23 protein-coding genes are annotated in these 24,893 nt (G+C 66.6%); 16 read left to right on the forward strand and 7 right to left on the reverse strand.

The genetic code is table 11. The annotated features are described in order from the left end of the window. Positions 1–16: 16 nt before the first annotated feature. From araB to araA, 3 genes are read left to right on the forward strand one after another with little or no spacing between them, the layout of a single operon-like run. Positions 17–1,774, forward strand: a complete 1,758-nt coding sequence (gene araB, locus IEX33_RS07380; RefSeq protein WP_188728977.1) for a ribulokinase — start codon at positions 17–19, stop codon at positions 1,772–1,774. Continuing rightward, positions 1,771–2,472 (forward strand): L-ribulose-5-phosphate 4-epimerase, encoded by a 702-nt coding sequence (locus IEX33_RS07385; protein ID WP_188728978.1) that lies wholly within the window; start codon positions 1,771–1,773, stop codon positions 2,470–2,472. Before araB ends, IEX33_RS07385 begins: the two co-directional genes overlap by 4 nt. Positions 2,473–2,513: 41 nt before the next feature. Further along, complete coding sequence (araA, locus tag IEX33_RS07390) at positions 2,514–4,034, forward strand: L-arabinose isomerase (protein WP_188728979.1); 1,521 nt, start codon at positions 2,514–2,516, stop codon at positions 4,032–4,034. Here the strand turns inward: araA and IEX33_RS07395 are convergent. Then, complete coding sequence (locus IEX33_RS07395) at positions 4,031–4,984, reverse strand: ANTAR domain-containing protein (RefSeq protein WP_188728980.1); 954 nt, start codon at positions 4,982–4,984, stop codon at positions 4,031–4,033. The genes araA and IEX33_RS07395 overlap by 4 nt on opposite strands. Before the next feature lie 285 nt (positions 4,985–5,269). On the opposite strand from IEX33_RS07395, the gene arfA reads away from it, so the two are divergent. The 12 genes from arfA to IEX33_RS07455 all read left to right on the forward strand — a co-directional run bounded on the left by arfA (position 5,270) and on the right by IEX33_RS07455 (position 15,701). Further along, positions 5,270–6,817 (forward strand): arabinosylfuranosidase ArfA, encoded by a 1,548-nt coding sequence (arfA, locus tag IEX33_RS07400; RefSeq protein WP_188728981.1) that lies wholly within the window; start codon positions 5,270–5,272, stop codon positions 6,815–6,817. 61 nt (positions 6,818–6,878) lie between these two features. Beyond that, the gene (locus tag IEX33_RS07405) at positions 6,879–7,454 is read left to right on the forward strand and encodes an HhH-GPD-type base excision DNA repair protein (protein WP_188729230.1); all 576 of its coding nucleotides are present in this window, start codon (positions 6,879–6,881) and stop codon (positions 7,452–7,454) included. A gap of 117 nt (positions 7,455–7,571) precedes the next feature. After that, positions 7,572–8,576, forward strand: a complete 1,005-nt coding sequence (locus tag IEX33_RS07410) for a LacI family DNA-binding transcriptional regulator (RefSeq protein ID WP_188728982.1) — start codon at positions 7,572–7,574, stop codon at positions 8,574–8,576. A gap of 60 nt (positions 8,577–8,636) precedes the next feature. Continuing rightward, positions 8,637–9,188: a cysteine hydrolase family protein gene (locus tag IEX33_RS07415; RefSeq protein ID WP_188728983.1), complete on the forward strand. Its 552-nt coding sequence runs from the start codon at positions 8,637–8,639 to the stop codon at positions 9,186–9,188. A 137-nt stretch (positions 9,189–9,325) separates the two neighbouring features. After that, positions 9,326–9,628, forward strand: a complete 303-nt coding sequence (locus IEX33_RS07420; protein WP_104185865.1) for an urease subunit gamma — start codon at positions 9,326–9,328, stop codon at positions 9,626–9,628. 11 nt (positions 9,629–9,639) lie between these two features. Further along, on the forward strand, positions 9,640–9,978 hold the full coding sequence (locus tag IEX33_RS07425) for an urease subunit beta (protein ID WP_174178385.1): 339 nt from the start codon (positions 9,640–9,642) through the stop codon (positions 9,976–9,978). Then, positions 9,975–11,768 (forward strand): urease subunit alpha, encoded by a 1,794-nt coding sequence (gene ureC / locus IEX33_RS07430; protein WP_188728984.1) that lies wholly within the window; start codon positions 9,975–9,977, stop codon positions 11,766–11,768. Before IEX33_RS07425 ends, ureC begins: the two co-directional genes overlap by 4 nt. A gap of 26 nt (positions 11,769–11,794) precedes the next feature. Next, on the forward strand, positions 11,795–12,274 hold the full coding sequence (ureE, locus tag IEX33_RS07435; protein WP_188728985.1) for an urease accessory protein UreE: 480 nt from the start codon (positions 11,795–11,797) through the stop codon (positions 12,272–12,274). 186 nt (positions 12,275–12,460) lie between these two features. Continuing rightward, positions 12,461–13,129 (forward strand): urease accessory protein UreF, encoded by a 669-nt coding sequence (locus IEX33_RS07440; protein ID WP_188728986.1) that lies wholly within the window; start codon positions 12,461–12,463, stop codon positions 13,127–13,129. Between the two features lie 12 nt (positions 13,130–13,141). Continuing rightward, complete coding sequence (gene ureG / locus IEX33_RS07445; protein ID WP_188728987.1) at positions 13,142–13,759, forward strand: urease accessory protein UreG; 618 nt, start codon at positions 13,142–13,144, stop codon at positions 13,757–13,759. Then, a complete protein-coding gene (locus IEX33_RS07450) occupies positions 13,756–14,646 on the forward strand; it encodes an urease accessory protein UreD (protein ID WP_377090310.1) in 891 nt (296 codons plus the stop codon). Before ureG ends, IEX33_RS07450 begins: the two co-directional genes overlap by 4 nt. Beyond that, a complete protein-coding gene (locus IEX33_RS07455) occupies positions 14,646–15,701 on the forward strand; it encodes a HoxN/HupN/NixA family nickel/cobalt transporter (protein ID WP_188728989.1) in 1,056 nt (351 codons plus the stop codon). Before IEX33_RS07450 ends, IEX33_RS07455 begins: the two co-directional genes overlap by 1 nt. A gap of 46 nt (positions 15,702–15,747) precedes the next feature. On the opposite strand, the gene IEX33_RS07460 is transcribed toward IEX33_RS07455, so the two are convergent. After that, a complete protein-coding gene (locus tag IEX33_RS07460) occupies positions 15,748–16,200 on the reverse strand; it encodes a DapH/DapD/GlmU-related protein (RefSeq protein WP_188728990.1) in 453 nt (150 codons plus the stop codon). A 96-nt stretch (positions 16,201–16,296) separates the two neighbouring features. Next, positions 16,297–18,606, reverse strand: a complete 2,310-nt coding sequence (gene treS, locus IEX33_RS07465; RefSeq protein ID WP_188728991.1) for a maltose alpha-D-glucosyltransferase — start codon at positions 18,604–18,606, stop codon at positions 16,297–16,299. A 203-nt stretch (positions 18,607–18,809) separates the two neighbouring features. On the opposite strand from treS, the gene IEX33_RS07470 reads away from it, so the two are divergent. Beyond that, positions 18,810–19,250, forward strand: coding sequence for an SRPBCC family protein (locus IEX33_RS07470; RefSeq protein WP_188728993.1), 441 nt, complete (start codon positions 18,810–18,812; stop codon positions 19,248–19,250). On the opposite strand, the gene IEX33_RS07475 is transcribed toward IEX33_RS07470, so the two are convergent. Genes IEX33_RS07475 through IEX33_RS07490 form a run of 4 tightly spaced genes read right to left on the reverse strand, consistent with a single transcriptional unit; the run spans position 19,228 to position 24,853 of the window. After that, complete coding sequence (locus IEX33_RS07475) at positions 19,228–20,766, reverse strand: carboxylesterase/lipase family protein (protein WP_188728995.1); 1,539 nt, start codon at positions 20,764–20,766, stop codon at positions 19,228–19,230. The genes IEX33_RS07470 and IEX33_RS07475 overlap by 23 nt on opposite strands. A gap of 10 nt (positions 20,767–20,776) precedes the next feature. Then, a complete protein-coding gene (locus IEX33_RS07480; protein WP_188728997.1) occupies positions 20,777–22,306 on the reverse strand; it encodes a carboxyl transferase domain-containing protein in 1,530 nt (509 codons plus the stop codon). Beyond that, positions 22,303–23,481: a CaiB/BaiF CoA transferase family protein gene (locus IEX33_RS07485; protein WP_188728999.1), complete on the reverse strand. Its 1,179-nt coding sequence runs from the start codon at positions 23,479–23,481 to the stop codon at positions 22,303–22,305. The genes IEX33_RS07480 and IEX33_RS07485 overlap by 4 nt, the downstream gene beginning before the upstream one ends. Before the next feature lie 55 nt (positions 23,482–23,536). Next, a complete protein-coding gene (locus IEX33_RS07490) occupies positions 23,537–24,853 on the reverse strand; it encodes a glycoside hydrolase family 1 protein (protein ID WP_188729001.1) in 1,317 nt (438 codons plus the stop codon). Positions 24,854–24,893: the final 40 nt, after the last annotated feature.

Below are 24,893 nucleotides of genomic sequence, written 5' to 3' on the forward strand. Positions count from 1 at the left end.
ATGGAGGAAGTTTCTTATGGACGCAGTGGACGCTCCGGACTCGTTTGTCATCGGCGTGGATTATGGAACGCTGTCGGGCCGCGCCGTGGTGGTGCGGGTGCGCGACGGCAAGGAGCTCGGCAGCGGTGTGTACGACTACCCGCACGCCGTGGTGACTGATGTCCTGCCGGAAGATGTGGCAGGCCGGGGTGCCGACGGGCAAGCCGTCCGCCTCCCTGGGGAGTGGGCCCTTCAGGTGCCGAACGACTACCGCGACGTCCTGCGCCACGCGGTTCCCGCCGCCATCGCTGACGCGGGGATTGACCCGGCCGCCGTCGTCGGAATTGCCACGGACTTTACCGCCTGCACCATGGTGCCGGTCACGTCCGACGGTACCCCGCTGAGCGAGCTGGACCGCTTCCGGAACCGCCCCCACGCGTACGTCAAGCTCTGGCGCCACCACGCGGCGCAGCCGCAGGCCGACCGGATCAACCAGCTGGCAGCCGAACGCGGCGAAAACTGGCTGCCGCGGTACGGAGGGCTCATCTCCTCCGAATGGGAGTTCGCCAAGGGCCTGCAGCTGCTTGAGGAAGACCCCGAAGCCTACGCCGAGATGGACCACTGGGTTGAGGCTGCCGACTGGATTGTCTGGCAGCTGTGCGGCCGGTACGTCCGCAACGCCTGCACGGCCGGGTACAAAGGCATCTACCAGGACGGCCGCTACCCCTCCCCGGACTTCCTGGCCGCACTGAACCCGCAGTTCCAGGACTTCGTCAGCACCAAGCTCGAGCACACCATCGGCCGGCTGGGTGACGCCGCCGGGTACCTCACTGCCGAGGCCGCCGCTTGGACCGGACTGCCGGAAGGCATCGCCGTGGCCGTGGGGAACGTGGACGCCCACGTCACGGCGCCGGCGGCGAAGGCCGTGGATCCCGGCCAGCTGGTGGCCATCATGGGTACCTCCACCTGCCACGTCATGAACGGCACCGAGCTGCGCGAAGTGCCCGGCATGTGCGGTGTGGTGGACGGCGGGATCGTGGACGGACTCTGGGGCTATGAAGCCGGCCAGTCCGGCGTCGGCGACATCTTCGGCTGGTTCACCAAGTACGGCGTGCCCCCCGAATACCACCGTGCCGCCGCGGAAGCCGGCCTGGGCATCCACGAATACCTCACCGAACTGGCATCCCGCCAGGCCATCGGCCAGCACGGGCTCATTGCCCTTGACTGGCACTCGGGCAACCGTTCCGTGCTGGTGGACCACGAGCTGTCCGGGATCGTGGTGGGGCAGACGCTGGCCACCCGTCCCGAGGACACCTACCGCGCCCTGCTCGAAGCCACGGCCTTCGGCACCCGAACCATTGTGGACGCCTTCCGCAGCTCCGGCGTCCCCGTACAAGAGTTCATCGTGGCCGGCGGCCTGCTCAAGAACCCGCTCCTGATGCAGATTTACGCGGACGCTACGGGCCTGCAGCTTTCAACTATCGGTTCTGCCCAGGGCCCGGCCCTCGGCTCGGCCATCCATGCGGCCGTCGCCGCCGGAAAGTACGCGGACATCCGGGAAGCCGCTGCCGCCATGGGTTCCGAACCCGGCGAGGTGTACACCCCCATCCCGGAAAACGTGGCCGCCTACGAGGAGCTCTTCCAGGAATACAAGACGCTCCACGACTACTTCGGCCGCGGCAGCAACGATGTGATGCACAGGCTCAAGGCCATCCAGCGCAGGGCTGCCGGAGCAGTGCTTCCCGGCGTTACGGCAGGATCCGCGGTCCGCGCAACGGCAGGGGTGTCCGCGTGAGCGCCGGAGCAGGAATCCTGGAAACCATCGCCCGCGTCCGGGAAGAAGTGTGCGCCCTGCACGCCGAACTGACACGCTACGAACTTGTGGTGTGGACCGCCGGCAACGTCTCGGCCAGAGTTCCCGGCCAGGACCTCATGGTCATCAAGCCCTCCGGCGTCTCCTACCAGGACCTGACGCCGGAACAGATGGTGGTCACCGACCTTTACGGTGTCCCGGTGGCGGGAAACGGCGACGGCGCGTGGGGCAACCCGGAGCTGTCGCCGTCGTCGGACACCGCCGCCCATGCTTACGTCTACCGGCACATGCCGGAGGTGAACGGCGTGGTGCACACGCACTCCACCTACGCCACCGCCTGGGCCGCCCGCGGCGAAGCCATCCCGTGCGTGCTCACCATGATGAGCGACGAATTCGGCGGCAGCATCCCGGTGGGTCCGTTCGCGCTGATCGGTGATGACTCGATAGGCCACGGCATCGTGGAGACGCTCAAGAATTCCCATTCGCCGGCCGTGCTGATGCAGAACCACGGGCCGTTCACCATCGGCAAGGACGCAAAGTCCGCGGTGAAGGCAGCCGTGATGTGCGAGGAAGTGGCGCGCACCGTCCACATCGCACGGCAGCTTGGCGAACCCCTTGCCATCGACCAGGGCCACATCGACTCCCTCTACGCCCGCTACCAGAACGTCTACGGCCAGTAGTCGGCCGCAGCACCTTCCCAGAACTTTCGCAGGAGAAACCCATGAGCACCGCAGCAAACACTTCCCTTGACGGCTACGAGGTCTGGTTCCTCACCGGCAGCCAGCACCTCTACGGCGAGGATGTCCTCAAGCAGGTAGCCGCCCAGTCCCAGGAGATCGCCAACCAGCTCAACGCTTCCTCCGCCGTTCCCGTCAGGATCGTCTGGAAGCCGGTCCTGACGGACTCCGATGCCATCCGCCGCACCGCGCTGGAGGCCAACTCGGACGATTCCGTCATCGGCGTCACCGCCTGGATGCACACCTTCAGTCCGGCCAAGATGTGGATCTCCGGCCTGGACCTGCTCCGCAAGCCGCTGCTGCACCTGCACACGCAGGCGAACGTGGAGCTGCCCTGGGCCGACATTGATTTCGACTTCATGAACCTCAACCAGGCCGCCCACGGCGACCGCGAGTTCGGCTACATCCAGTCACGCCTGGGCATCGCCCGGAAGACCGTGGTGGGGCACGTCTCCAACCCCGAGGTGGCCCGCCAGGTGGGTTCCTGGCAGCGCGCCGCCGCGGGCTGGGCCGCCGTCCGGACCCTGAAGCTGACCCGCTTCGGGGACAACATGCGCAACGTCGCCGTCACCGAAGGCGACAAGACCGAGGCGGAGCTGCGCTTCGGCGTCGCGGTTAACACCTGGTCGGTCAACGAGCTCGCCGACGCCGTGCACGGCGCTGCCGAGTCCGACGTCGACACGCTTGTTGCCGAGTACCAGGACCTTTACGACGTGGTTCCGGAGCTCCGCGCAGGCGCCGCCAGGCACGAGTCCCTCCGCTACGGCGCCCGGATCGAACTGGGGCTGCGCAGCTTCCTGGAAGCCAACGGCTCCGCCGCGTTCACCACCTCCTTCGAGGACCTGGGCGCGCTCCGCCAGCTCCCCGGCCTGGCCGTCCAGCGCCTGATGGCGGCCGGTTACGGCTTTGGCGCGGAGGGCGACTGGAAGACCGCCATCCTGGTCCGCGCCGCGAAGGTGATGGGTGCCGGGCTGCCCGGCGGCGCGTCCCTGATGGAGGATTACACCTACCACCTGGAACCGGGCTCCGAGAAGATCCTCGGCGCGCACATGCTGGAGGTCTGCCCCTCGCTGACGGCCGCGAAGCCCCGGCTGGAGATCCACCCGCTGGGCATCGGCGGCAAGGAAGACCCCGTCCGCCTGGTGTTCGACGCCGATGCCTCCCCGGGCGTCGTCGTGGCCCTTTCGGACATGCGGGACCGCTTCCGCCTGGTGGCCAACGCCGTCGACGTGGTTCCCCTGGACCAGCCGCTGCCCAACCTTCCCGTCGCCCGCGCGCTCTGGGAGCCCAAGCCTGACTTCGCCACCTCCGCCGCCGCCTGGCTTACCGCGGGCGCCGCGCACCACACGGTCCTGTCCACGCAGGTGGGCATGGACGTGTTCGAGGACTTCGCCGAAATCGCCAAGACCGAACTGCTGACCATCGACGAGGGCACCACCATCCGGCAGTTCAAGAAGGACCTGAACTGGAACGCCGCCTACTACAAGCTGGCAGGCGGGATCTAGCGGCCGAAGTGTGCGCGGGGCGGCCCTTCAGGCAGCTTGTCGAGGATGTCCTCGGCCACCCTGCGCACCTTGATATTTCGGTGGCTTGACGCCTTGGCCAGAATGGAAAAGGCCTCGTGGTAAGAGCACCTGTTCTGGGCCATGATCACTCCGCAGGCGACGTTGATGGAGGTCCGGCTGTCCAGGGCTGAGCGCAGGTCCGTGGCCGTGGACCTGGCTGAATGCAGGTTGACGGCCACTTCCAGGCTCTTTGCCGCGAGCCCGGCAAAGCCGCGGGCCTCCGCTATGACCTGCAGCGGGAAAGCCTTGGCGTCCTGGGCAAACAAGGCCAGGGCGGCGGGTGTGTCAGCCGCACCGGTTCCGTCGCCGTCGGCATCGGTTGCCACGCGAAGCCTGATCCCCATCGCGCTGCCGAACCCTGCCAGCTGCAGCTGCGTGGAATACCGCGGCCAGCGGAAATCCCCGTTGCGCTGGAGGACAGCTACCGGATGGTGGCCGGCCAGCACCTCGTGCAGGGGGCCCTCCTCAGCGTGCTGCTCCCACTCCAGGAGCTCCACAACATCGTCCGACGTGCCTGTGACGGCCGAACTCCTCTTCGGCTGGTGCACCACCACGCCGCATTCAATCTGCAGGCCCGTGGCCCTGACAATGGTCCGGACGGCTGCGGCGGCAAGCACATCCAGGGACTCGCGCAAGCTGTGCGTCCCGCTCACCAGATCGAGGAGGAGGCCGTCCTGGGTGCCGCTGTCCGCATGCCCTGCCTCATCCGCCGCGGCGGGAGCTGCCGGTCCGGGCTGGGCCGGACGATGGCCCGCGCCCTTCCGCACATGTAGAGGGCCGGCGACGGCTGGGGGAGAGGCCTTGGTCTCAAAGGCCTCCTCGTCGCCGGCCCCGTTTAGTACCCGTGCCCTGCGGGCCGGGAAAGCCGAACTTATGTTTTGTGCGTGCATTGCAGTCTCACACCCCCTCGTGAGACAAGTACTACGAGTCAGACGACGTCTTGTCTCTGAGAAGAACTTAGTTCGGCGATTCATCCCGGTGAATGCGTAAGGAGTACCCGACTTTCAGATTAGGTACTACTTGGATTTCCGGCCGGCATCCCTCTGCCCCTGTTGCCGCAGGTGGGGTGCGGACAGCGCCGCGCGGTTCCAGGGCCTGCCTCCACCGCGAGTTTGCGTCCGGATGCTTGACTCCTGCCGCGGCAGCCCCAAGAATGTTTCTATAACGTTGTAAAAATGAGAAACGAGGATGTTTTCGTGACCGTTGCAGAACCAGCCACCGCCAGGATCACCATTGACCCCGCCTTTACCGTGGGGCCGGTCCGGCGCCGCACTTTCGGTGCCTTCGTGGAGCACCTTGGCCGCTGCGTGTACACCGGAATCTTCGAGCCGGAGCACCCCAAGGCGGATGAGGACGGCTTCCGCACCGACGTGCTGGAACTGACCCGCGAACTCGGAGTGTCCACAGTCCGCTATCCCGGAGGTAATTTCGTCTCCGGCTACCGCTGGGAGGACGGTGTTGGCCCCGCCGACAAACGTCCGGCCCGGCTGGACCTCGCCTGGCACTCCACAGACCCCAACCTGGTGGGTGTGGACGAATTCGCCAAGTGGTCAGCCAAGGCCGGCGTCGAACCCATGATGGCCGTGAACCTTGGCACCCGAGGCACGCAGGAAGCGCTTGACCTGCTGGAGTACTGCAACATCGACGGCGGCACGGCCCTTTCGGACCAGCGCAGGGCCAACGGTGCGGAGAACGGGTACGGCATCAAGATGTGGTGCCTGGGCAACGAAATGGACGGCCCGTGGCAGATTGGCCACAAGAACGCCCTCGAATACGGGCGGCTGGCAGCCGACACCGCCCGCGGCATGAGGATGATCGAACCCGGCCTGGAACTCGTGGCGTGCGGCAGCTCAGGCCCCACCATGGACACCTTCGGTGAGTGGGAACGTGTTGTCCTTTCGGAAACCTACGACCTTGTGGACCTGATCTCGGCCCACCAGTACTTCGAGGACTTTGGCGACCTGCAGGAGCACCTTTCCGCGGGGTACCGGATGGAAGCCTTCATCCATGACATCGTGAGCCACATTGACCACGTGAAGTCGGTGAAGAAGTCCACCCGGCAGGTCAACATCTCCTTTGATGAGTGGAACGTGTGGCACATGAGCCGCGACGAGTCCCGCGCACCCACGGGGAAGGACTGGCCGGTTGCCCCGGTCCTGCTCGAGGACACCTACACCGTAGCGGACGCCGTCGTCGTCGGTGACCTGCTGATCACCCTGCTCAAGAACACGGACCGCGTCCACTCAGCCAGCCTCGCCCAGCTGGTGAACGTCATCGCGCCCATCATGACCGAGCCCGGCGGCCGCGCCTGGAAGCAGACCACCTTCCACCCGTTCGCGCTCACGTCCCGCCACGCTTCCGGGACGGTGCTTCAGCTCGCCGTCGAATCCCCGCTGGCCAGCGGCGGCAAGACTGCAGGCTTCGCCGCCGTGTCCGCCGTCGCAACGTACGACGCTGAAACGGGCGAAGCCGTGGTCTTCGCCGTCAACCGCTCTGCCACGGATGCGCTCAGCCTCGACGCCGTGGTGTCCGGCCTGGGCAACGTGCGGGTCCTCGAGGCCGTCACGTACGCCAACAAGGATCCGTACTGGCAGGCAACCGCCGATGACTCCACGTCCGTCCTGCCCGCGGAAAACGTCACGGTAAAGGCCGGCGGCGGCAGGCTCACCGCGGACCTGCCGGCCGTGTCCTGGTCCATGATCCGGCTGGCCGTCAACCAGTAGCCCCTGTCCGCGGGGAGGGGAGGGCATGACGACGGCGGCCCTCCTCTGGGAGGATGGCGGCATGGAACTCCACATCACGGGTGATCCCGCCGCAGACAAGTTGTTGAGCGAGGACGCCTTCGCGCTGCTGACAGGCATGCTGCTGGACCAGCAGGTGACCATGGAATCGGCCTTCGCCGGTCCGGAGAAAATCAGGGCCAGGATCGGATCCGTGGAGCCCGGAGCCATCGCCTCCCAGGACCCGGACGCCTTTGTGGAGATGTTCAAGGAACGGCCGGCCGTCCACCGCTTCCCCGGCTCGATGGCGGCCAGGGTTCAGGCGCTCGCGGAAACCGTGCAGAACGAGTGGGACGGCGATGCCACCGCCATCTGGACCAGGGGCAACCCGGACGGTGCCGAGGTGCTGCGCCGGCTGAAGGCCCTGCCCGGCTTCGGCGAGCAGAAAGCCAAAATCTTCCTGGCCCTGCTCGGCAAGCAGTGCGGACTGCAGGCGCCGGGGTGGCGTGAAGCCGCCGGCCATTACGGCGAGGAGGGCTCCTATCTCTCCGTGGCCGACATCGTGGACCCGGAATCCCTCGCCAAGGTGCGGGCCAGCAAGCAGGCAGCCAAGGCGGCCGCGAAAGCGGCGAAGGCCTGACCCGCGCTTCCTGGGTCAGTTCCGCCGCGGCCGTGCGTGACCGGCGGTTGCGGCAAGGCCGCCAACGTCTGCAACGATGTATGGCAGGAACTGGCGGAACCACATAAAGGAGCCACGATGGCGGTCACAATGAATGACGTTGCGAGGGCGGCGGGGGTGTCGCTTAAGACTGTCTCCAACGTGCTCAATGACTACGAGTTCATCCGCCCTGCCACCAAAAAACGGGTCCAGGATGCCATCGCGGAACTGGGCTACGAGGCCAACCTGACCGCCAGGAGCCTTCGCTCGGGGAAAACCAGGATGCTGGGCCTGGTGCTGTCCGACCTCTCAGCACCGTACTACGCCGAGCTTGCCTCCAGGCTGATGAAGGCTGCCTCCCGCCGTGGCTATCGCGTCCTGGTGGAACAGTCGGACGCGGTTGGCGGGGTGGAATTGAACGCCTTGCAGGGCCCGTTCCGGCAGCTCACCGACGGCCTCCTCTTCACCCCGCTGGTCATTGACGCGGACGCCATCGCCGACCGCCTGGGCAGGAAGCCCCTGGTCCTGCTGGGTGAACACATCCTGGACCCCCGCTTCGACCTGGTCACCATGAAAAACGGCGAGGCCGCCGCCGCCCTGACCGCCCACCTGTTGACGGGAGGCCGCCGCCGGATTGCCGTGATCGGGGCGCATCCGGAGGAGTCCGTGGGCAGTGCCGGCCTGCGGCTCAACGGTTACCGCAAGGCCCTCGAGGAAGCAGGTGTCCCTTTCAACCCCGAACTGGTCGCCCCCTGCGAGTGGCGCCGGGACAACGGCGCCGCCGCCGTAGCCGGGCTGATGGACAGGGGTGTGGAGTTCGACGCCGTGTTCGGACTTAACGACGTCCTGGCGCTGGGTGCCATGCACGAGCTGCTGATCCGCGGGGTCCGGGTGCCCCAGGATGTGGCGGTGGCGGGGTTCGACGACATCGACGAGGCCCGGTTCGCATCGCCATCGCTGACCACAGTCTCCCCGGGCATGGAGGAGATCGCGGAGCGCTCCATCAGCCTGCTGATCGACCGGATCGAGGGGCGCGAGGCGGCGGAGCAGGCAGCGCACATCGAAGCCGGGTTCCAGCTGAAGGTCCGCGAGTCCGCACCCTAGGTTTCGCCCGCCCGGCCCTGGGGTACTTTTCCGGCAGAACAACGAGGAAAAGGCGGCCACATGATTGCCCTTCTTGTCATTGACATGCAGAACGCATTTTTCGAGGCGCCCGAACTTGCGGCCAGGCAGGAGCAGTTGGTGGCGTCCTGCAACCGGCTGATGGAGGGGTTCGAAGCGAGCGGGCACAAGGTCCTGCTGGTGGGGACGGAACACGAACGGGACAAATCCACCTGGTCCCTGAACATGCTGGACGATGACCAAGGCTTTATTTTCCGCGGCAGCCAGCAGGCCCAGGCCGTGCCTGGACTGGGCACCGACGGCCTGCCGCAGCTGACCAAAACGCGGGACAGTGCTTTTGTGGGAACCAACCTGCTGGCCAGGTTGCGCAACTGGGGCGCTGAGGAGATCGTGCTCGCCGGCGTATCTACGCACAACTGCATCGCCCAGACCGGCGCGGATGCGTTCGCGCACAACATCCGCGTCACGTACGCCAAGGATGCAATGGCCTCCGAGGACAGCCAGGACGCCGCGGACATGCTGCGCATCCTCTCCACGAGCTACCGCCAGCCCGTCCAGTCCAGTGACGAGATCCTGGCCCGGCTCAGCCGCTGACACTGCCGCGTTGAACCGCCCGGACCGGCGCCCGGTGATTGGAGAGCCGGCCATAACAAACCTGAAACGTGGCGGAAACGTCCGCAACCTACTGTGGATCCCACGCCGCCGCAAGCGGCCAGCTGAAGGGACCCAACATGCATCTGATGCCGCGTGAGCAGGAAAAACTCTTGATCGTGGTGGCCGCCGACCTCGCACGGCGCCGCCAGGCCCGCGGCCTCAAGCTCAACTACCCCGAGGCTGTGGCCATCATCAGCTACGAACTGATCGAGGGTGCCCGCGACGGCCGCAGCGTTGCCGACCTCATGAGCTACGGCACCACCCTGCTGACGCGCGGGGACGTCATGGAAGGGGTGCCCGAGATGATCCACGACGTGCAGATCGAGGCGACCTTTCCCGACGGCACCAAGCTCGTCACCGTCCACGATCCCATCCGCTGAGAGGGCAGGCCATGATTCCAGGAGAGTACGTCCTCCGGTCCGAGCCGGTGACGGCCAACGCCGGGAGGAGGGCGATCGAGGTCGCCGTGACCAACACCGGCGACCGGCCCGTCCAGGTGGGTTCCCACTTCCACTTCGCGGAAGCCAACGCCGCGCTGGCCTTCGACCGGGATGCCGCCTACGGCCGGCGCCTTGACATTCCTGCCGGAACGGCAGCACGGTTTGAGCCGGGGGACGCCCGGAGCGTGCGGCTGATCGAACTGGGCGGGCGCCGCGAGGTGTTTGGGCTCAGCAACGCTGTCAACGGAAAGCTCGACGGCGGCACCCGCCCGGAAGGGGACGTCCAGTGAGTTTCGAGATCCCCCGCCGGCAATACGCGGACCTGTACGGCCCGACCGCCGGTGACAAACTCCGCCTGGCGGACACCGACCTGTTCCTGGAGATCGAGAAGGACCTCACCGTCTACGGCGAGGAAGTCGTCTTCGGCGGCGGCAAAGTGATCCGCGACGGCATGGGCCAGAACGGCCAGGTGACCCGGGACGGCGACGGTTCCGGCGATCCTGGTTCCGGCGATCTTGGTTCCGGCGGCGGTGTGCCGGACACCGTCATTACCAACGCCGTGATCCTGGACTACACGGGCATCTACAAAGCAGACATCGCCATCAGGGACGGACACATCTTCAGGATCGGCAAGGCCGGCAACCCGCAGATCACCGACGGTGTGGACATCGTGATCGGAGCGAGCACTGAAATCATTGCCGGCGAGCGCAAGATCCTCACGGCCGGGGGAGTGGACACCCATATCCATTTCATCTCCCCGGACCAGATCCCCACGGCGCTGACCAGCGGCATCACCACCATGATCGGTGGCGGCACTGGCCCGGCGGAAGGCACCAAAGCCACCACCGTGACGCCCGGAAAATGGCACATCCAGCGCATGCTGCAGGCCGCCGAGGGGTTCCCCATGAACATCGGGCTCTTCGGCAAGGGCCACGCCTCCGCCGTCGAACCCCTCGCCGAGCAGATCCGCGCCGGGGCCATCGGGCTGAAGGTGCATGAGGACTGGGGCTCCACCACCTCCTCCATCGACACCTCCCTCACCGTGGCCGACGAATACGACGTGCAGGTGGCCATCCACACGGACACCCTCAACGAGTGCGGTTTCGTGGAGGACACCATCCGCGCCATCAACGGCCGCGTCATCCATACGTTCCACACCGAGGGCGCCGGCGGCGGGCATGCGCCGGACATCATCAAAATCGCGGGCATGCCCAACGTCCTGCCGGCGTCCACCAACCCCACGCTTCCCTACACGCGCAATACCATCGAGGAGCACCTGGACATGCTCATGGTGTGCCACCACCTCAATCCGGACATCCCCGAGGACGTTGCGTTCGCCGATTCCCGGATCCGCGCCGAGACCATCGCCGCCGAGGACGTCCTGCAGGACCTGGGGATCTTCTCCATCACCTCCTCCGACTCCCAGGCGATGGGCCGGGTGGGCGAGGTAATCACCCGCACGTGGCAGGTGGCGGACAAGATGAAGAGGCAGCGCGGGGTGCTGGCAGATCCCGCGGATAAGGCAGATGACGACGGCGGGGCGCACGGCAGTGCGGGCAGCGACAACTTCCGCCTCAAGCGCTACGTGGCCAAATACACCATTAATCCGGCCATCGCGCAGGGCATTGCGGACTCCGTCGGTTCCGTGGAGGTGGGCAAGTTCGCCGACCTGGTCCTGTGGGATCCTGCCTTCTTCGGCGTGAAACCGGAACTGGTGCTCAAAGGAGGGCAGATCGCGTACGCGCTGATGGGGGATGCCAACGCCTCCATCCCCACCCCGCAGCCGCGCACCATGCGGCCCATGTTCGCCGCGTTCGGGAAGGCCGTGCAGCAGTCCTCCATCACCTTCCTGTCGAAGGCCGCGATCGACGCCGGGGTCCCGGCCGAGCTGGGGCTGGAAAAGGTGATCCGGCCCGTTTCCGGCATCCGTTCCCTCACCAAGGCGGACCTGAAGTACAACGACGCCACCCCGGACATCCAGGTGGACCCCGAAACGTACCAGGTGACCGTGGACGGCGAAGACGTCACGTGCGAACCGTCCGACGTGCTGCCCATGGCCCAGCGCTACTTCCTCTTCTGAATTCTTCCAAGCCCCCGGAGAACCCCGTGATCATCGAAAAAGTCCTCGGCAACCTGCACGAACTCCCCGACCCGGACACCTATGCCAACCTGCACCAGGAGAAAGTGGTGCTTCCCAGCGCCCAGCTGGTCAAGCGGATCCAACGCGCCACCACGGACCACGGCAAGGAAATCGGCATCCGGCTCCCTTCCGGCTCCGGCGACCTGCGCGACGGCGACATCCTGCACGTCGAGGACGCCAACATGATCGTGGTGTCCGTGCTGCCCACAGACGTCCTGGTGATCGCACCGCGGACCATCCACGAGATGGGCGTCGTGGCACACTCCCTCGGCAACCGGCACCTCCAGGCCCAGTTCTTCGACGGTGCTTCGGAGTACGGGGCCGAGGTCATGGTGTGCGCCTACGACCACACCGTCGAGGACTACCTCCGAAGCGTCGGTGCGCCCTACACCCGCCAGGAACGCGTCATGCCTGTTCCTTTCCGCCATGCTGAACATTCGCACTAAACCCCTCCCCGTTTCCCCGGCTTGGGACGCCGCGAGGGATATGGGGCCGTGCCCGTCCCCAGCCGCTCCCAACTCTCGCAAGCTCGAGTCGGGGCCCTCGCGGCAGTGGGCCCCCCACGAGGCCCGCCACGCCGCGGCCCCATATCCCTCGCGTCGCTTGCGCTTCTCACCTTGGGTGCGGCTCCAGTGAGCGGGTACCAGCTGGCGCTGCAGCAGCTCACCGATTCCGCTTTGCCTACTGGGGCGTTTGCGCACTCTCTTGGTTTTGAGACTTATGTCGACGCCGGTGTGGTCCGTGATGAGGCTTCTTTTGGAGTGTGGTTGTCCGCGTTCATCTCCCAGTCGCTTTCCTATTCGGACGGGCTGGCCATCCGGTTCCTGTTTGAGGGGTGGGAGCTTGGGGAACTGGATGAGCTGTTGTCGGCTTCGCTGCTGCCGCGGCAGGTCCGGGAGGCCAGCGTCAAGATGGGCCTGCGGCTGCTCGAGATCGGGGCGGAGGTCTTCCCGTCGCCGCAGCTGGAACTGTACCGGGACCTGGTGGCCACCGGCCGGGCCGCGGGGCACCAGCCGCTGGCGTTCGCCGTCGTCGCGCGCTCCCTGCGGGTGCCGCTGCCGGAAGCCCTCGCCGCCTTCCTTTTCGCCGCCGTCACCTCGTTGACGCAGAACGCCGTCCGGGCCATCCCGCTGGGCCAGAACGCTGGCCAGCGGCTGCTTCGCCAGGCGGCCGACGGCGTTGCTGCCGCCGTCGAACGGATACCGCACCTGACGCCGGACGACTTCGGGGCCGTCACCCCCGGACTGGAAATTTCACAAATGCGGCACGAACGCCAACGTGCCCGGATGTTCATGAGCTAGCAGGAGGACTAAATGGCTGAACCCATCAAGATCGGCATCGGCGGACCCGTCGGGGCGGGCAAGACGCAGCTCGTGGAGCGCCTCACCCGTCATATGAGCGGCGAGATCTCCATGGCCGCCATCACCAACGACATCTACACCATCGAGGACGCCAAGATCCTCGCCGCCAACGGGATCCTCCCCGTGGACCGCATCATCGGCGTCGAAACCGGCGGCTGCCCGCACACCGCCATCCGCGAAGACACCTCCATGAACACCTCCGCCATCGAGGAACTCAAAGCCCGCCACCCCGACCTGCAGGTCATCTTCGTCGAATCCGGCGGCGACAACCTCTCCGCCACCTTCAGCCCCGAACTCGTCGACTTCTCCATCTACATCATCGACGTGGCCCAGGGTGAAAAGATCCCCCGCAAAGCCGGCCAGGGCATGATCAAGTCCGACCTCTTCATCATCAACAAAACTGACCTTGCGCCCCACGTCGGCGCCGACCTCGCAGTCATGGAACGGGACTCCAAGGAATTCCGCGGGGCCAAGCCGTTCTGCTTCACCAACCTCAAAACCGACGAAGGGCTCGACGCCGTCATTGAATGGGTGAGGCGCGACGTCCTGATGCTCGACCTGGCGCAATGAGTACGACGGCGGCCCCTGCACCTGAGGTGGTCATCCCACCTGGGCGTGAGTCGCCGATGGGGGAGCTTCAGCTGGTCATCAGTGAGCGCAGGGGCCGGTCGGTTGCCGCGCATCAGTTCCATCGGGGCGCCTTGAGGGTACTCCGGCCGCATTACCTGGATGACTCCGGGCAGGTTTGTTATGTGGTCGTGAATCCTGGTGGGGCTTATCTTGGTGCGGATCTTTTCTTGCTTGATGTGGAGGTCGGAGACTCTGCCTCACTGTTGTTGACCACCCAGTCCGCCACGAAGGTCTACCGGACGCCCGGGTCCTACGCCGAGCAGCGGATGGCTGTCCGGCTGGGGGAGGGGGCACGGATGGAGCTCATGCCGGACCAGCTCATCGCCTACCGGGAGGCCAGTTACCGGCAGCACACGCACATCACTGTACGGCCGTCGTCGTCCCTGGTCATGGCTGAGGTGGTGACGCCGGGATGGTCGCCGGACGGCGCCGCCTTCCGTTACGAGGAGGTCCGGCTGCGCACCAGCATCCGGGTGGAAGGCCCGGACGGAACCCGGCTCCTGGCCCTGGACAACCTCCTGATCCGCCCGCCGGCCGGGGATGTCACGGGCCTGGGGTTCATGGAGGGTTTCAGCCATGTGGGCTCGCTGCTGGTGGTGGATCCCCGGGTGGACCAGGCGCTCGCCGATGACCTGCACGCCCTGGCCCAGGACCACGATGCCCGCACCGGCATTTCCCTCACCCGCACGGTCTCGGGAACCACCGGGCTGGTACTGCGCGCCCTGTCCAACAGCACGGGGGAACTGAACAACCTGCTTGCTGCCTGCACGTCCCTCCTCCGGAAACGGTGGCACGGGCAGGAACCGCTGAACCTGAGGAAGCACTGATGACAGCCATCACCAACATCACCACGCTGTACCGGGACCGGGAGGCACTGCCGCTGCGGACCCGCCTGTTGTTCACGCTCGGTGCCGTGGCCGCACTGCACGCGGCCGCCGTCGTGCTCCTGCTGGCCGGCAACGCCGCCGGATCCGGTGCGGAGCCGCTCATCTGGGGACTCGTGCTCACCGCCTACCTGGCGGGCGTCAAGCACAGCTACGACTGGGACCACCTCGCCGCGATCGACAACTCCACACGCAAGTTCGTGGCACAGCGCCAGGACCCGGTGAGCGTGGGCTTCGCCTTCAGCCTCGGGCACAGTTCGGTGGTGACGCTGGCGGGGATCCTGGTGGTTGCCGGCGCCGGCATGGCGGGCCAGTTCATGCAGGACGGAACCACCGGCAACCTGGTGCTCGGGCTGATCGGCAGCGGTGTCTCCGGGCTGTTCCTGCTGGCCATGGGCCTGTTCAACGGTTCGGCTTTCGCGCGTTCGGCGCGGGCATACCGCCGGGCCCGGACCGGGGCGCCGGTGGACCCCGGCGACCTTGAGCCCCGGGGACTGGTGGCCCGGCTACTGGCGCGGCCGCTGTCCAGGGTGCGGCGGCCGCGGAACATCTACGTGATCGGGTTCCTGTTCGGCCTGGGGTTCGATACTGCCACCACCATCGGGCTGCTGATGATGACGACGGCGGCCTCGCTGGCGGGGGTGCCGCCGTTTGCGCTCCTCGCGCTGCCGCTGGCGTTCACGGCCGCGATGACCCTTTGCGATTCGCTGAACGGGGTGGCCATGATGCGGATGTACCGTTCTGCCCTGGACGACCCCCAGCGGCGGCTGGGCTTCAACGCCGTGGTCACCGGCATCTCAGCGGTGTCCGCCCTGTTTGTCGCGGTGATCACGCTGGGCGGGTTCGCCAACACCGCCTTTGCGCTGCAGGATCCCCTGACGGTGTGGCTGGGATCCATAGACCTGGGCGACGCCGGCCTGCTGCTGGTGGCGCTGCTGCTCGCCGTGTGGGGAGCGGCGGGTGTGAAGGGACGTCTGGCGGGCAGCCCCGGGCACTGAGCGCGCGCTGCCCATAACAGGGTGGGGCGGCTCAGGGCAGCGCGGCTCAGGCGGCCACGCGGCCCCTGCTTGGCCGGTGCTGCCTGCCTTTCCCCTGGGCCCGGCGCGGCGCGCCCGAGCCCGCGAGGACCTGCCCTCCGTCCGGAACGGCGGAGTCCGCGTGGACCTGGACCCCGTGCTCGATCAGGACCCCCGAGCCGATCCGCGAATGGCTGCCGATGTTCACCCGGTTTCCGATCACCGTTCCCCGGCCGATGTGTACGCCGTCGCCAATAATGGCACGCTCGCCGATTGTGGCGTCGCGGTCAATCCAGCTGCCGTGGCCGATCCGGCACCCGGAACCCACCCTGGCACCCTGCTCCACATACGTCATGGGGCCAATGCGGGCATTTTCGGCGACCGCGGCTCCGGGGGCAACAAGCCCGCCGCCGTTGGCATGCCGGACGTACCGGGTGACCTTCCCGGCGTCGTCTTCCACTGAAACAAACTTCGCGTTCATTCAATCCCTCGTTAACGGCGCGGCACGTCAGCCGCACATTCAGTTAACGGTTCACAACTCAAAGGGATTCCCGAACGGCGCCGGGCACCTCGTCCGCTACGGCGATACCTCCCCGAGCTCCACGCCTTCCTCCTCGCCAGTGGCGGCGTCCTCCTCTGTCAGCAGCAGGGCCGTCCCCTGGAAGGCAGGCAGTTCGAGGAAGAAGCTGTGCAGGTCGTCAACCTGGCCAACCGCTGCCCCGCTGAACAGGTCGTGCACGGCAGACCCGGGGACCAGGTGGCTGGACTGGATGCTGCCGGCAATGTCCTGGTCGGAGAAATTCAGCACGGTTACCTCCAGCGCTCCGCTGCCCAGCTGGATGACCATCACCAGCAGGCCGCGGTGTGAAACGCCGGGCACGTCCAGCAGCGACCCCGTGGCGATGCCGTGTTCTTCGCGGACAGCCAGGATCTGCTGCAGCCGCCTGGCGTAGGAGCCGGGGTCCTGCAGCTGGTCGGGGAGCGGGCCGTAGAGGCTGCGGGCACGCGGCATACCGGAGGAGGAGTATTCCGCATCCGGGCTGGTGCCCATGATGTCGTGCGCCCCGCGGTTGATCCAGCGGGTGTCACCCTGGGCCGTGAGTTCCTCGACGCTCTTGCGGTCCAGCGCGGTGATGCCGGCAAGGTCCCAGCCGGACAGGGCAAAGACGCCGGGCTGCAGGGCGTTGTACATGGAGAGGAGGATGTGCACATCCAGGATCTGCGCCTCCTGCTCCGGAGTGATCGCGTCAGGGTCCTGGACCCCCAGGGCGGCCATGATGAAGCTGACCGTCGTGCAGGCGATCCCGTTGGTGGTGAACACCGCGTTGTAGGGGGCGTTCTCCCCGGTCAGGCGCTCCCGCATGGTCTGCTGGACCTGCTCCGCGAGCTGCGCCCCCGTGAGCTCCTGGCCGGCGAGCTCGAACATCTCGTCCCGGTGTCCGGCAGCGAAGTGCATCAGCTCGTAGGTCAGTTCGTCATGGTTCTGCAGCGCGTGGACCAGCGACGCCTGGTCGACACCGATCTCCATGGACAGGCGGAGCGTCAGGCGCAGCAGCTCGGTATCGGCGGTGACCAGCGCGTAGTGGTACGCCGGCCGCGTAATGAAGTCGTAGGAAAGGTCCGGGCCTGCTTCCGAGGTGGCCTTAATGTCGTCGATGGTCAGGTTCAGCTCCTGGAAGGAGAACCCGCCCACCTTGCGGATCATGGACCCGATGAGCTGGTTGGCGGCCTCGGACAGCGGGTGCCCCTCTGACCAGCCCGGCTGCTCTTCGGCGCTTTTCTCCACGCCCAGGAAGCCGTTCGCATCGAGCCTGAGCGCCCCGGTGCCAAGGTCAACCAGGGAATGCAGCGCGTCACCGACCACCAGGCGCATCCCGGCGAAGGTTGGGTCCAGCCAGTTGATGGAGGGCTGGCCCGCCTTGAAGTAGTGGAGGTAGACCCAGCGGCGGGTCTTCCCCGTGGTGTCAACGACTGCCCGGGTGGCGCTCCAGTTCGTTTCCTTGACGCCGGGCTCGTAGAAGATAACCCGCTGCAGCCGGCCGATGATGTAGCCGGCCTTCTGCAGGGCCTGTTCGGAGTCGGGACTCAGGTTCACCGAGTCCTGCCCTTCCGGTACGTCCGGCAGCAGGTGCCAGTCCTCCTCCGGGATATCTATCATGTGGTAGATCCCGGGGTAGTCCCGGAAGTTCATTTCGGCGAGGCGGAAATCGGCACCCTTGCCGGTGTGCCCGGGAACAATGTCATCGATAATCGTTCCGCCGTGGTCCGCGGCCACCTGGCACATGGAGCGGAATTCGTCCTCCGTGCCAAACACCGGATCGATCGCCATGCTGATCCGGTCGAAGTGCCCGTCAACGCTGGGCGTCTGGGACCAGCCGCTGATGCCGCCCGCGAGCTTGACCGGGCCCGTGTGGATGGCCCGGATCCCGATTTCGCTGAAGGCTTCCCACATGGCCGGATCACCCAGGGCGGAGAGGAAGGACTGGCTGGACCTGGTGATGAAGGACAGGGGGTACGCGGTGAACCACACCGGTGCGCGCTCCACGGCGGCCCGGGGGTTGGGATGCGCGTAGGAGTTCTGCCACATGCTGGCCTGCCCGGACAGCTGCCGGGCCAGTGCGTTCGCATCTCCCAGCATCGCCTGGTTCCGCAGCCATTCGACGTAGGCCGCGTTCCGCCCATCGAATTCGAAGGACGGCCTGGTGGCGTAGTACTGGCGGCGGCGCGCTGTCGGCCTCAGCGCCTTGGGCCGGGCAGGATAAAGATGTTCGTCGAAATTGACGTCCGGTTCCACCAAGGGCTCAGCTGCCGCCGAACCTGCTTCCTGGTCGTCACCTGCAACGGTCTCCGGTTCAAAGACACCGTTGCTGGCCATAGGTTCCCGCATGAGTCCTCTTTCTACAAGTTGTTTCCGCGGTCCCAAGGCGTGCTGCCTGGCCGCCCTGTCCATAATCCCTGTACCCGGGGGTGCCGAGACTATTCGGGGCGAACTACGAAACTACCAAGAAACGGCTAGGCCACGAGGTTTGCGGCCGCCGTGTCCATAGCCGGGGGCTGTGTTTGCATGCGGCCTGTTCCTACACTGGGGTGATGATCACAGTCGCTGGAAGCGTGGAAACCACATTGTCCGCCGAGAAGGCCTTTGCCTTTTTGAGCCAGTTCGAGAACACCCCCAAGTGGGATCCCAACACTCCTGTCATGGATAAAGTCACGCCGGGGCCGGTGGCCGTGGGGCACAAATACAACGCCGAAGCCGAGTTCCGGGGCAAGCGGCAAAGCCTGGTCTACGAGGTCATCGAGCTGACGGACAACCACATCAAGCTGCGCGGCGAGAACAAGACCGTCACCTCCTTCGATTCCATCGACGTCAGTCCCAATGGCGCCGGCTCGGTGGTGAAGTACACGGCCGAGTTCAGCATCAAGGGACCCGCCAAGATCATCCAGCCGCTTCTGAAGCCAGCCTTCATGTCGCTCCGGGATCCGGCACTGAACGGGATCCGGGACACGCTCAACTCGCTGGCCGCAGCCTGACGGTTTCGAAGAACTCCCGCAGCTCCCGGCGGGGGTCGGCGTCCAGCCGGGGCGTCTCGTCCAGGATCATCGTGGTCCGCAACGCTCCGTACTCCGGCCACTCCAGCCCGGGCATTCGTGGAATTCCGGTCTGCGCGAAGGCCGCCCACGCACCGCTCATGGCGTTGCTGAGCGACGTTGGCGCCTTACCGCGAGTGAGGAAGGCTGCCTGTGGGCTGTCCGCGTGCCGGAACACGAACGGGATCTCCAGCGCGTGGCAGGCCCCCAGCTTTCCGCCCATGGCAGGGCTGCGCCAGGTGAACAGGTAGGAGAAGGTCTTTCCTGCGGATCCAGTCCGCGCGTCGAGGAGCCTGTTGCTGGGCTGCCGGTAGACGGAGTCGGCAATGGCGGACTCCAGGAGCTCCGTGCCTGACGGCTCCCGGGACAGCGTCCGGGTGAGCGCCTCCGCATAGCCGGAGGCAGCCGCCCGCGGGACCCCGGCGCCGGACAGCACGGCTGAGGCACGGTCCGGGTAGTCCGGGTCCTCTGCGGTGCCAGGACGCATCTCGACGGCGAATGAGCCCTCGTTCAGGTTCGTTCCGAGCAGCAGGTCCACCCCGGTGATGAGCCCGCCGCGCACCGCATCCAGGGGCGGCAGCGGAAGCGAGGGTGTGCCAACGGTGGGCTGGAACGGCAGCGGAACGGCGAACGTCGCTGCCCCCTCCCGCAGCACCAGCTGCTCCTGCGCTGCGAGGATCCGTTCAACGGGCAGGTCGAGGATCCCTCCGCCCCTGGCCGGGTCCAGGCCGCACACCTCCAGGAATTCCCCGCACACGCGTGCGGACTCCTGCGGGGTGCGGTAGCGTTCCGCGGTGCCGCTCTGCATGATGGCGCGCCTGAAAAGGCCGGACGACGACGGCATGCCCAGGAGGGTGCCGACTGCCGCGGCCCCGGCCGACTCCCCGAACAGCGTGACGTTGCCGGGGTCGCCGCCGAAAGCCGCTATGTTGCCCTGCACCCAGCGCAGCGCTTCCAGCAGGTCCAGGAGGCCGAGGTTTGAGGAATCCTCGTAACCAGGGCCCAGCACGTCCGCCAGGTGCAGGAAACCCAGGGCGCCCAGCCGGTAATTGACCGTCAGCACTACGGCGCCGGAAGCAGCGGCGAGGCTGCCGCCGTCGTACATTGCGTCACTGTTGGAGCCCGAGAGGTAGGCGCCGCCATGAACCCACACCATCACGGGCCTGCCTGCGCCCGTGCCGGGCGTCCAGATGTTCAGGTTGAGGCAGTCCTGCTCGCTCCACGTCCGCGGTTCCTGGCCTGGCGGCGCGGGGGACTCGGGGTTCTGCGGAGCTGCCGGGCCGGGCCGTGTGCAGTCCCGCACCCCCTGCCATGGCGCGGCGGGCACCGGTGGGCGGAAGCGGTTGGCTCCCGACGGCGGCCCTGCGTAAGGAATCCCCAGGAAACGGTGGACCGGTGTTCCTTCCGCGCTGACCGTGGTGCCGCGGACGGCTCCCGAAGGCGGTTTGGCGTCTGTCATGGTTGTCACCTTAGGGTCTTCCCGGGACGTAGCGGCGGGAACGGTCCTTGATGAGGACGTCGAGGTCGGTGGTCGCGATGTCCCGCAAGTGCTGATCCACCGCTGACGCTGCCTTGGCCAGGAAAATATTAGCGGACCGTGCCTGGAAGCTGTCGGGCTCTTCCAGCACTTCGTCGAGCAAGCCGTCCTGGAACATAGCCGAAGCACTTACTCTTTGCTGCTGGGCCATGGCTCCCGCATGGCGGGTGTTTCCGTGGACAATGGCACTGGCCCCTTCGGGTAGCAGCGGTGCGAGCCAGCTGTTGCTAAAGGCGACGATTCGGTCTGTGGGAAACAGGGCCAGGGCTCCGCCACCTGCCCCTTGGCCCAGGAGCAGCGTCATGGTGGGGACCCGCAGATCGAGCAGCTTTGCCAGAGTGAGGGCGATTTCCTGTCCGAGGCCGCCCTCTTCCGCTTCTTTTGACAGTTCTGCGCCCGGGGTGTCGATGACGGTGAGCAGCGGTAGCCCCAGAGCCTCAGCCAGGTCCATCCCGCGCCGGGCCTCCCGCAGCTCTGCGGGGCCAAAGGTGGCTCCGCCGTCGGCCCCTTTGCGGTCGAGCCCGACGACGACTGTTCCCCGGCCCCCGATGGTTGCCAAAGCGATCGCAAGGGTTTTGGGGCTTTCTCCGGCGGTTCCGCCTAAGGGGACCAGGTCCCCCGCGGCCAGGCGAAGGAAGTCGCGCAGGCCGGGGCGCAGCGGGAGCCGCGAGGCCGTGACGGCAGGCCATGATTGGGTTTCCCTGGCCCCGGTGTCCGCATCATCAACAGCTGGCGCAGAGTCCGGGTGGTTCCCTGTCCGCAACTCATCGGGATTGGCATTGAGTACGGTGAGGATGCCAATGATGAATTTTCGCAGGTGGCGGGGGTGGGTGACCGCATCGATTTTCCCGTGGCGGTGAAGGTTCTCGGATTGCTGGACCCCGGCCGGGAATTCCTTGCCAAAGAGCGCTTTGTACACTTTCGGTCCCAGGAACCCGATCATCGCCTGTGGTTGGGCAGCAGTGACGTGTCCCAGCGATCCCCAGGACGCGAACACCCCGCCTGTGGTGGGGTGCCGAAGGTAGACCAGGTACGGGAGGCGGGCCCGCTTGTGGGCGTTGACCGCGGCGGTGATCCGGGCCATCTGGACAAAGGCTGCCGTCCCTTCCTGCATCCTGGTTCCGCCCGATACAGGGGAGGCCAGCAGCGGTAGACCCAGGTGTGTTGCCTTTTCAATCGCCTCGGTTATCCGGGTTGCTGCGCTAACGCCTATGGAGCCGCCCAGGAAGGTGAACTCGCTGAGGATGACGGCCACCCGCCGGCCCTCGATGCTTCCTTCGCCGGTGATGATCGATTCATCGCGCCCGGACTTGGCTTTCGCGGCGGCCAGTTCCTCGGCGTAGCCCTCTTCGATGGCCAGCCGGGGGAGTGGCCGATCCCAGGTACGGAAGCTCCCGGGGTCGAGGGCCAGGGCAATGAGTTCTTCAGGGCTGATGCGGCCCGGCGTAGCCTGCTGGGTCATACAGTCACCGTCTGGCTCAGCCACTGCATGACGGATGCCCGGTGCTGGCCCAGCAGCGGCGGAGCCTCGTGATCCCGCTTGGTGGTTTCAACGCCCGCGTGATCGAAGAACCGCAGGGGCGGGCCGGGGAGCTCGATGGGTCCGAGGGTTGGATGTTCGACCCCAACCGCCAGCCCTTGGGACCTGGTCTGGTCCCATGCGTACACTTCGTCGAGGGTCCGGACTTTCCCCGCCGGTATGCCGGCCGCCTTCATGGCAGTGAGCAGGTCTTCGGCCTTATGGGCTGCAAAGTGTGCTTCGATCGCAGCAACGAGCCGGGCGTGGTTTTCCACGCGGGCCGCATTCGACGCAAATGCCTGGTCCTCAGGATCCAACCCGGCGAACGCTGCGAACCGTGACCACAGACCCTCCGAACCGACGGCGATCTGCACGGCCCCGTCCGCACACCGGAACAGGCCGTACGGGGCGATGGACGGGTGATGGTTTCCCCGCGCCGCACCGGTCTCGCCGGCCACAGTCCAGCGGGTGCCCTGGAACGCGTGGACTCCAACGAGGGACGCGAGCAACGAGGTGCGCACCACCTGCCCCCGGCCGGTGTGCTCCCGCTCAAGCAAGGCCGCCAGCACCCCGTACGCTCCGTACATCCCGGCCAGCAAGTCACCAATTGGAACCCCCACCCGCTGCGGATCGTCAGGCCCGGATCCGGTGAGGGACATCAGGCCGCTTTCCCCCTGCGCGATCTGGTCGTAGCCGGCCCGTCCGCCTTCGGGCCCGTCGTGGCCAAATCCGGAAATGGAAAGGATGACCGTGCGGGGATTGAGCTCCTCCACCGCTTCCGGACGGAAGCCGAGGCGGTCCAGGGTTCCGGGCCGGAAGTTCTCCACCAGCACATCAGCGTTCCGGATCAGCCGGCGTAAAGTCTCAGCGCCGTCTTCGCTCTTTAAATCGACGGTGATGGATTCCTTGTTCCGGTTGCAGGACAGGAAATACGTGGACTGGCGCTCATCCGCATCCCCCACAAAAGGTGGCCCCCAGCCCCGGGTGTCATCGCCGCCGTCGGGGGATTCGATCTTAATGACGCGGGCGCCCAGGTCAGCCATCATCATGGTGGCGTGAGGTCCGGCCAAGGCGCGGGTGAGGTCGACGACGGTAATGCCGTCCAGTGGTCCGGTCATGGAAGAAAGCCTTTCGGGATGTACAGGTGCTGGGGACGGAAGTGCGCGACGGCGGTCAGGCCGGTTGGGGTGCCCTGCCGGCCCCGGAAGCAGGTGCCTGGGCTGGGTGGTCCAGGCCGGTGTGTTCCTGGTCTGTATGCACCTGTGCTTGGCTTCCCAGCCAGCGTGCGCTCGCTTTGGGGGTCCGCTCCTGGGTGGAGCGGTCCACGGCGATGAGGCCGAACTTGGGACCGTAGCCGAACACCCATTCGTAGTTGTCGAAGGCCGTCCACGCAATGTAGCCCCGGACATCGATGCCGTCAGCAATGCAGGAGGCAACGCCGTCGACCGCTGCCTTCAGGTACGCCACGCGCTGCGTGTCATCCTCGGTGGCCAGGCCGTTCTCCGTGACGATCACCGGGATGCCGGCGATCCGGTGTGCTTCCCTGATGGTCGTCTCGAGGGCCTGCGGGTAGATTTCCTCACCCATCTGGTTGGTTGCCGCGCCGTCCGGTGCCGGCGCGTGGCCGTCCGGGCCGTAGACAGTGCGGCCGTAGGTCTGGATCCCCACGAAGTCGTCGCCGCGGGAGGCTTCCAGGAAACGCTCGTTGACGTTGCGGCGCACGCGGTCAGCGATTTCCTGGCCGCCCTCGATGGACTGGATGTCAGAGTTCGCGAGCGTCCAGCCCACAAGGAGGTCGGGGCGGTGGGCTTTGATGGCAGCAGTGGCGGCCCGGTGTGCCGCCAGCTTCACGTCGAATCCCGCCTCTGTGGAGCAGAACTGGAAGGGTGCAACGGTGCTGGCGTCCACGCCGAGGCGCTGGGCTGCTGCGGCCCAGACCGGCACAGAGCTGCGGTTTTCCGGGGCTTCCCCGCCAATGCCGAAGGACTCCAGCAGCCAGGGGAGGTTGGGTTCATTCAGGGTGCAGGCGACGCCGATGAGGTCCCCCAGATGCGCCATCACGCGGTCGCAGTAGCGGGCAAAGAGCTCCGCCGTCCGGGCGCCTTCCCACCCACCGAGGGCCAGGAGCCAGCGCGGGGACGTGAAGTGGTGGAACGTGACCGCGGGGGTGAGGCCGTGCTCGTGGCAGGCCTCGAGCATGCGGCGGTAGTGGTCGAGCTCGGCCGTGGAGAACAGCCCTTCTTCCGGCTCGATGCGTGCCCACTCGATGGAGAAGCGGTAGGTGGTGAAACCGAGGCTGGCGATCAGGGCAATGTCCTCGCGGTAGCGGTGGTAGTGGTCCACTGCGTCTCCGGACGGTTCGGAGAACATGCTGCCGGGGACGTGCTCCAGGAACCAGGTGTCGCTGTTGACGTTGTTCCCTTCCACCTGGTGGCCGGCGCTGGCGACGCCCCAGAGGAAGTCCTGCGGGAATGGTGATGCCGTGGTCATATGGTTCCTTTCGGGTCTGCGCCGACGAACAGCGCACGGG

The sequence above is a fragment of the Pseudarthrobacter scleromae genome (genome assembly GCF_014644515.1).
Classification (GTDB): Bacteria; Actinomycetota; Actinomycetes; order Actinomycetales; family Micrococcaceae; genus Arthrobacter; species Arthrobacter scleromae.

What these genes read in the sequence shown, in the direction of transcription:
- IEX33_RS07480 (WP_188728997.1), bottom strand. Translation starts at nt 22,306, where the DNA reads ATGACCCAGCAGGCTACGCCGGGCCGCATCAGCCCTGAAGAACTCATT.
- IEX33_RS07485 (WP_188728999.1), bottom strand. Translation starts at nt 23,481, where the DNA reads ATGACCGGACCACTGGACGGCATTACCGTCGTCGACCTCACCCGCGCC.
- arfA (WP_188728981.1), top strand. Translation starts at nt 5,270, where the DNA reads ATGAGAAACGAGGATGTTTTCGTGACCGTTGCAGAACCAGCCACCGCC.
- IEX33_RS07410 (WP_188728982.1), top strand. Translation starts at nt 7,572, where the DNA reads ATGGCGGTCACAATGAATGACGTTGCGAGGGCGGCGGGGGTGTCGCTT.
- araB (WP_188728977.1), top strand. Translation starts at nt 17, where the DNA reads ATGGACGCAGTGGACGCTCCGGACTCGTTTGTCATCGGCGTGGATTAT.
- araA (WP_188728979.1), top strand. Translation starts at nt 2,514, where the DNA reads ATGAGCACCGCAGCAAACACTTCCCTTGACGGCTACGAGGTCTGGTTC.
- IEX33_RS07450 (WP_377090310.1), top strand. Translation starts at nt 13,756, where the DNA reads ATGAGTACGACGGCGGCCCCTGCACCTGAGGTGGTCATCCCACCTGGG.
- IEX33_RS07455 (WP_188728989.1), top strand. Translation starts at nt 14,646, where the DNA reads ATGACAGCCATCACCAACATCACCACGCTGTACCGGGACCGGGAGGCA.
- IEX33_RS07395 (WP_188728980.1), bottom strand. Translation starts at nt 4,984, where the DNA reads ATGCACGCACAAAACATAAGTTCGGCTTTCCCGGCCCGCAGGGCACGG.
- IEX33_RS07460 (WP_188728990.1), bottom strand. Translation starts at nt 16,200, where the DNA reads ATGAACGCGAAGTTTGTTTCAGTGGAAGACGACGCCGGGAAGGTCACC.
- IEX33_RS07475 (WP_188728995.1), bottom strand. Translation starts at nt 20,766, where the DNA reads ATGACAGACGCCAAACCGCCTTCGGGAGCCGTCCGCGGCACCACGGTC.
- ureG (WP_188728987.1), top strand. Translation starts at nt 13,142, where the DNA reads ATGGCTGAACCCATCAAGATCGGCATCGGCGGACCCGTCGGGGCGGGC.
- treS (WP_188728991.1), bottom strand. Translation starts at nt 18,606, where the DNA reads ATGCGGGAACCTATGGCCAGCAACGGTGTCTTTGAACCGGAGACCGTT.
- IEX33_RS07415 (WP_188728983.1), top strand. Translation starts at nt 8,637, where the DNA reads ATGATTGCCCTTCTTGTCATTGACATGCAGAACGCATTTTTCGAGGCG.
- IEX33_RS07420 (WP_104185865.1), top strand. Translation starts at nt 9,326, where the DNA reads ATGCATCTGATGCCGCGTGAGCAGGAAAAACTCTTGATCGTGGTGGCC.
- IEX33_RS07425 (WP_174178385.1), top strand. Translation starts at nt 9,640, where the DNA reads ATGATTCCAGGAGAGTACGTCCTCCGGTCCGAGCCGGTGACGGCCAAC.
- IEX33_RS07470 (WP_188728993.1), top strand. Translation starts at nt 18,810, where the DNA reads ATGATCACAGTCGCTGGAAGCGTGGAAACCACATTGTCCGCCGAGAAG.
- IEX33_RS07490 (WP_188729001.1), bottom strand. Translation starts at nt 24,853, where the DNA reads ATGACCACGGCATCACCATTCCCGCAGGACTTCCTCTGGGGCGTCGCC.
- IEX33_RS07405 (WP_188729230.1), top strand. Translation starts at nt 6,879, where the DNA reads ATGGAACTCCACATCACGGGTGATCCCGCCGCAGACAAGTTGTTGAGC.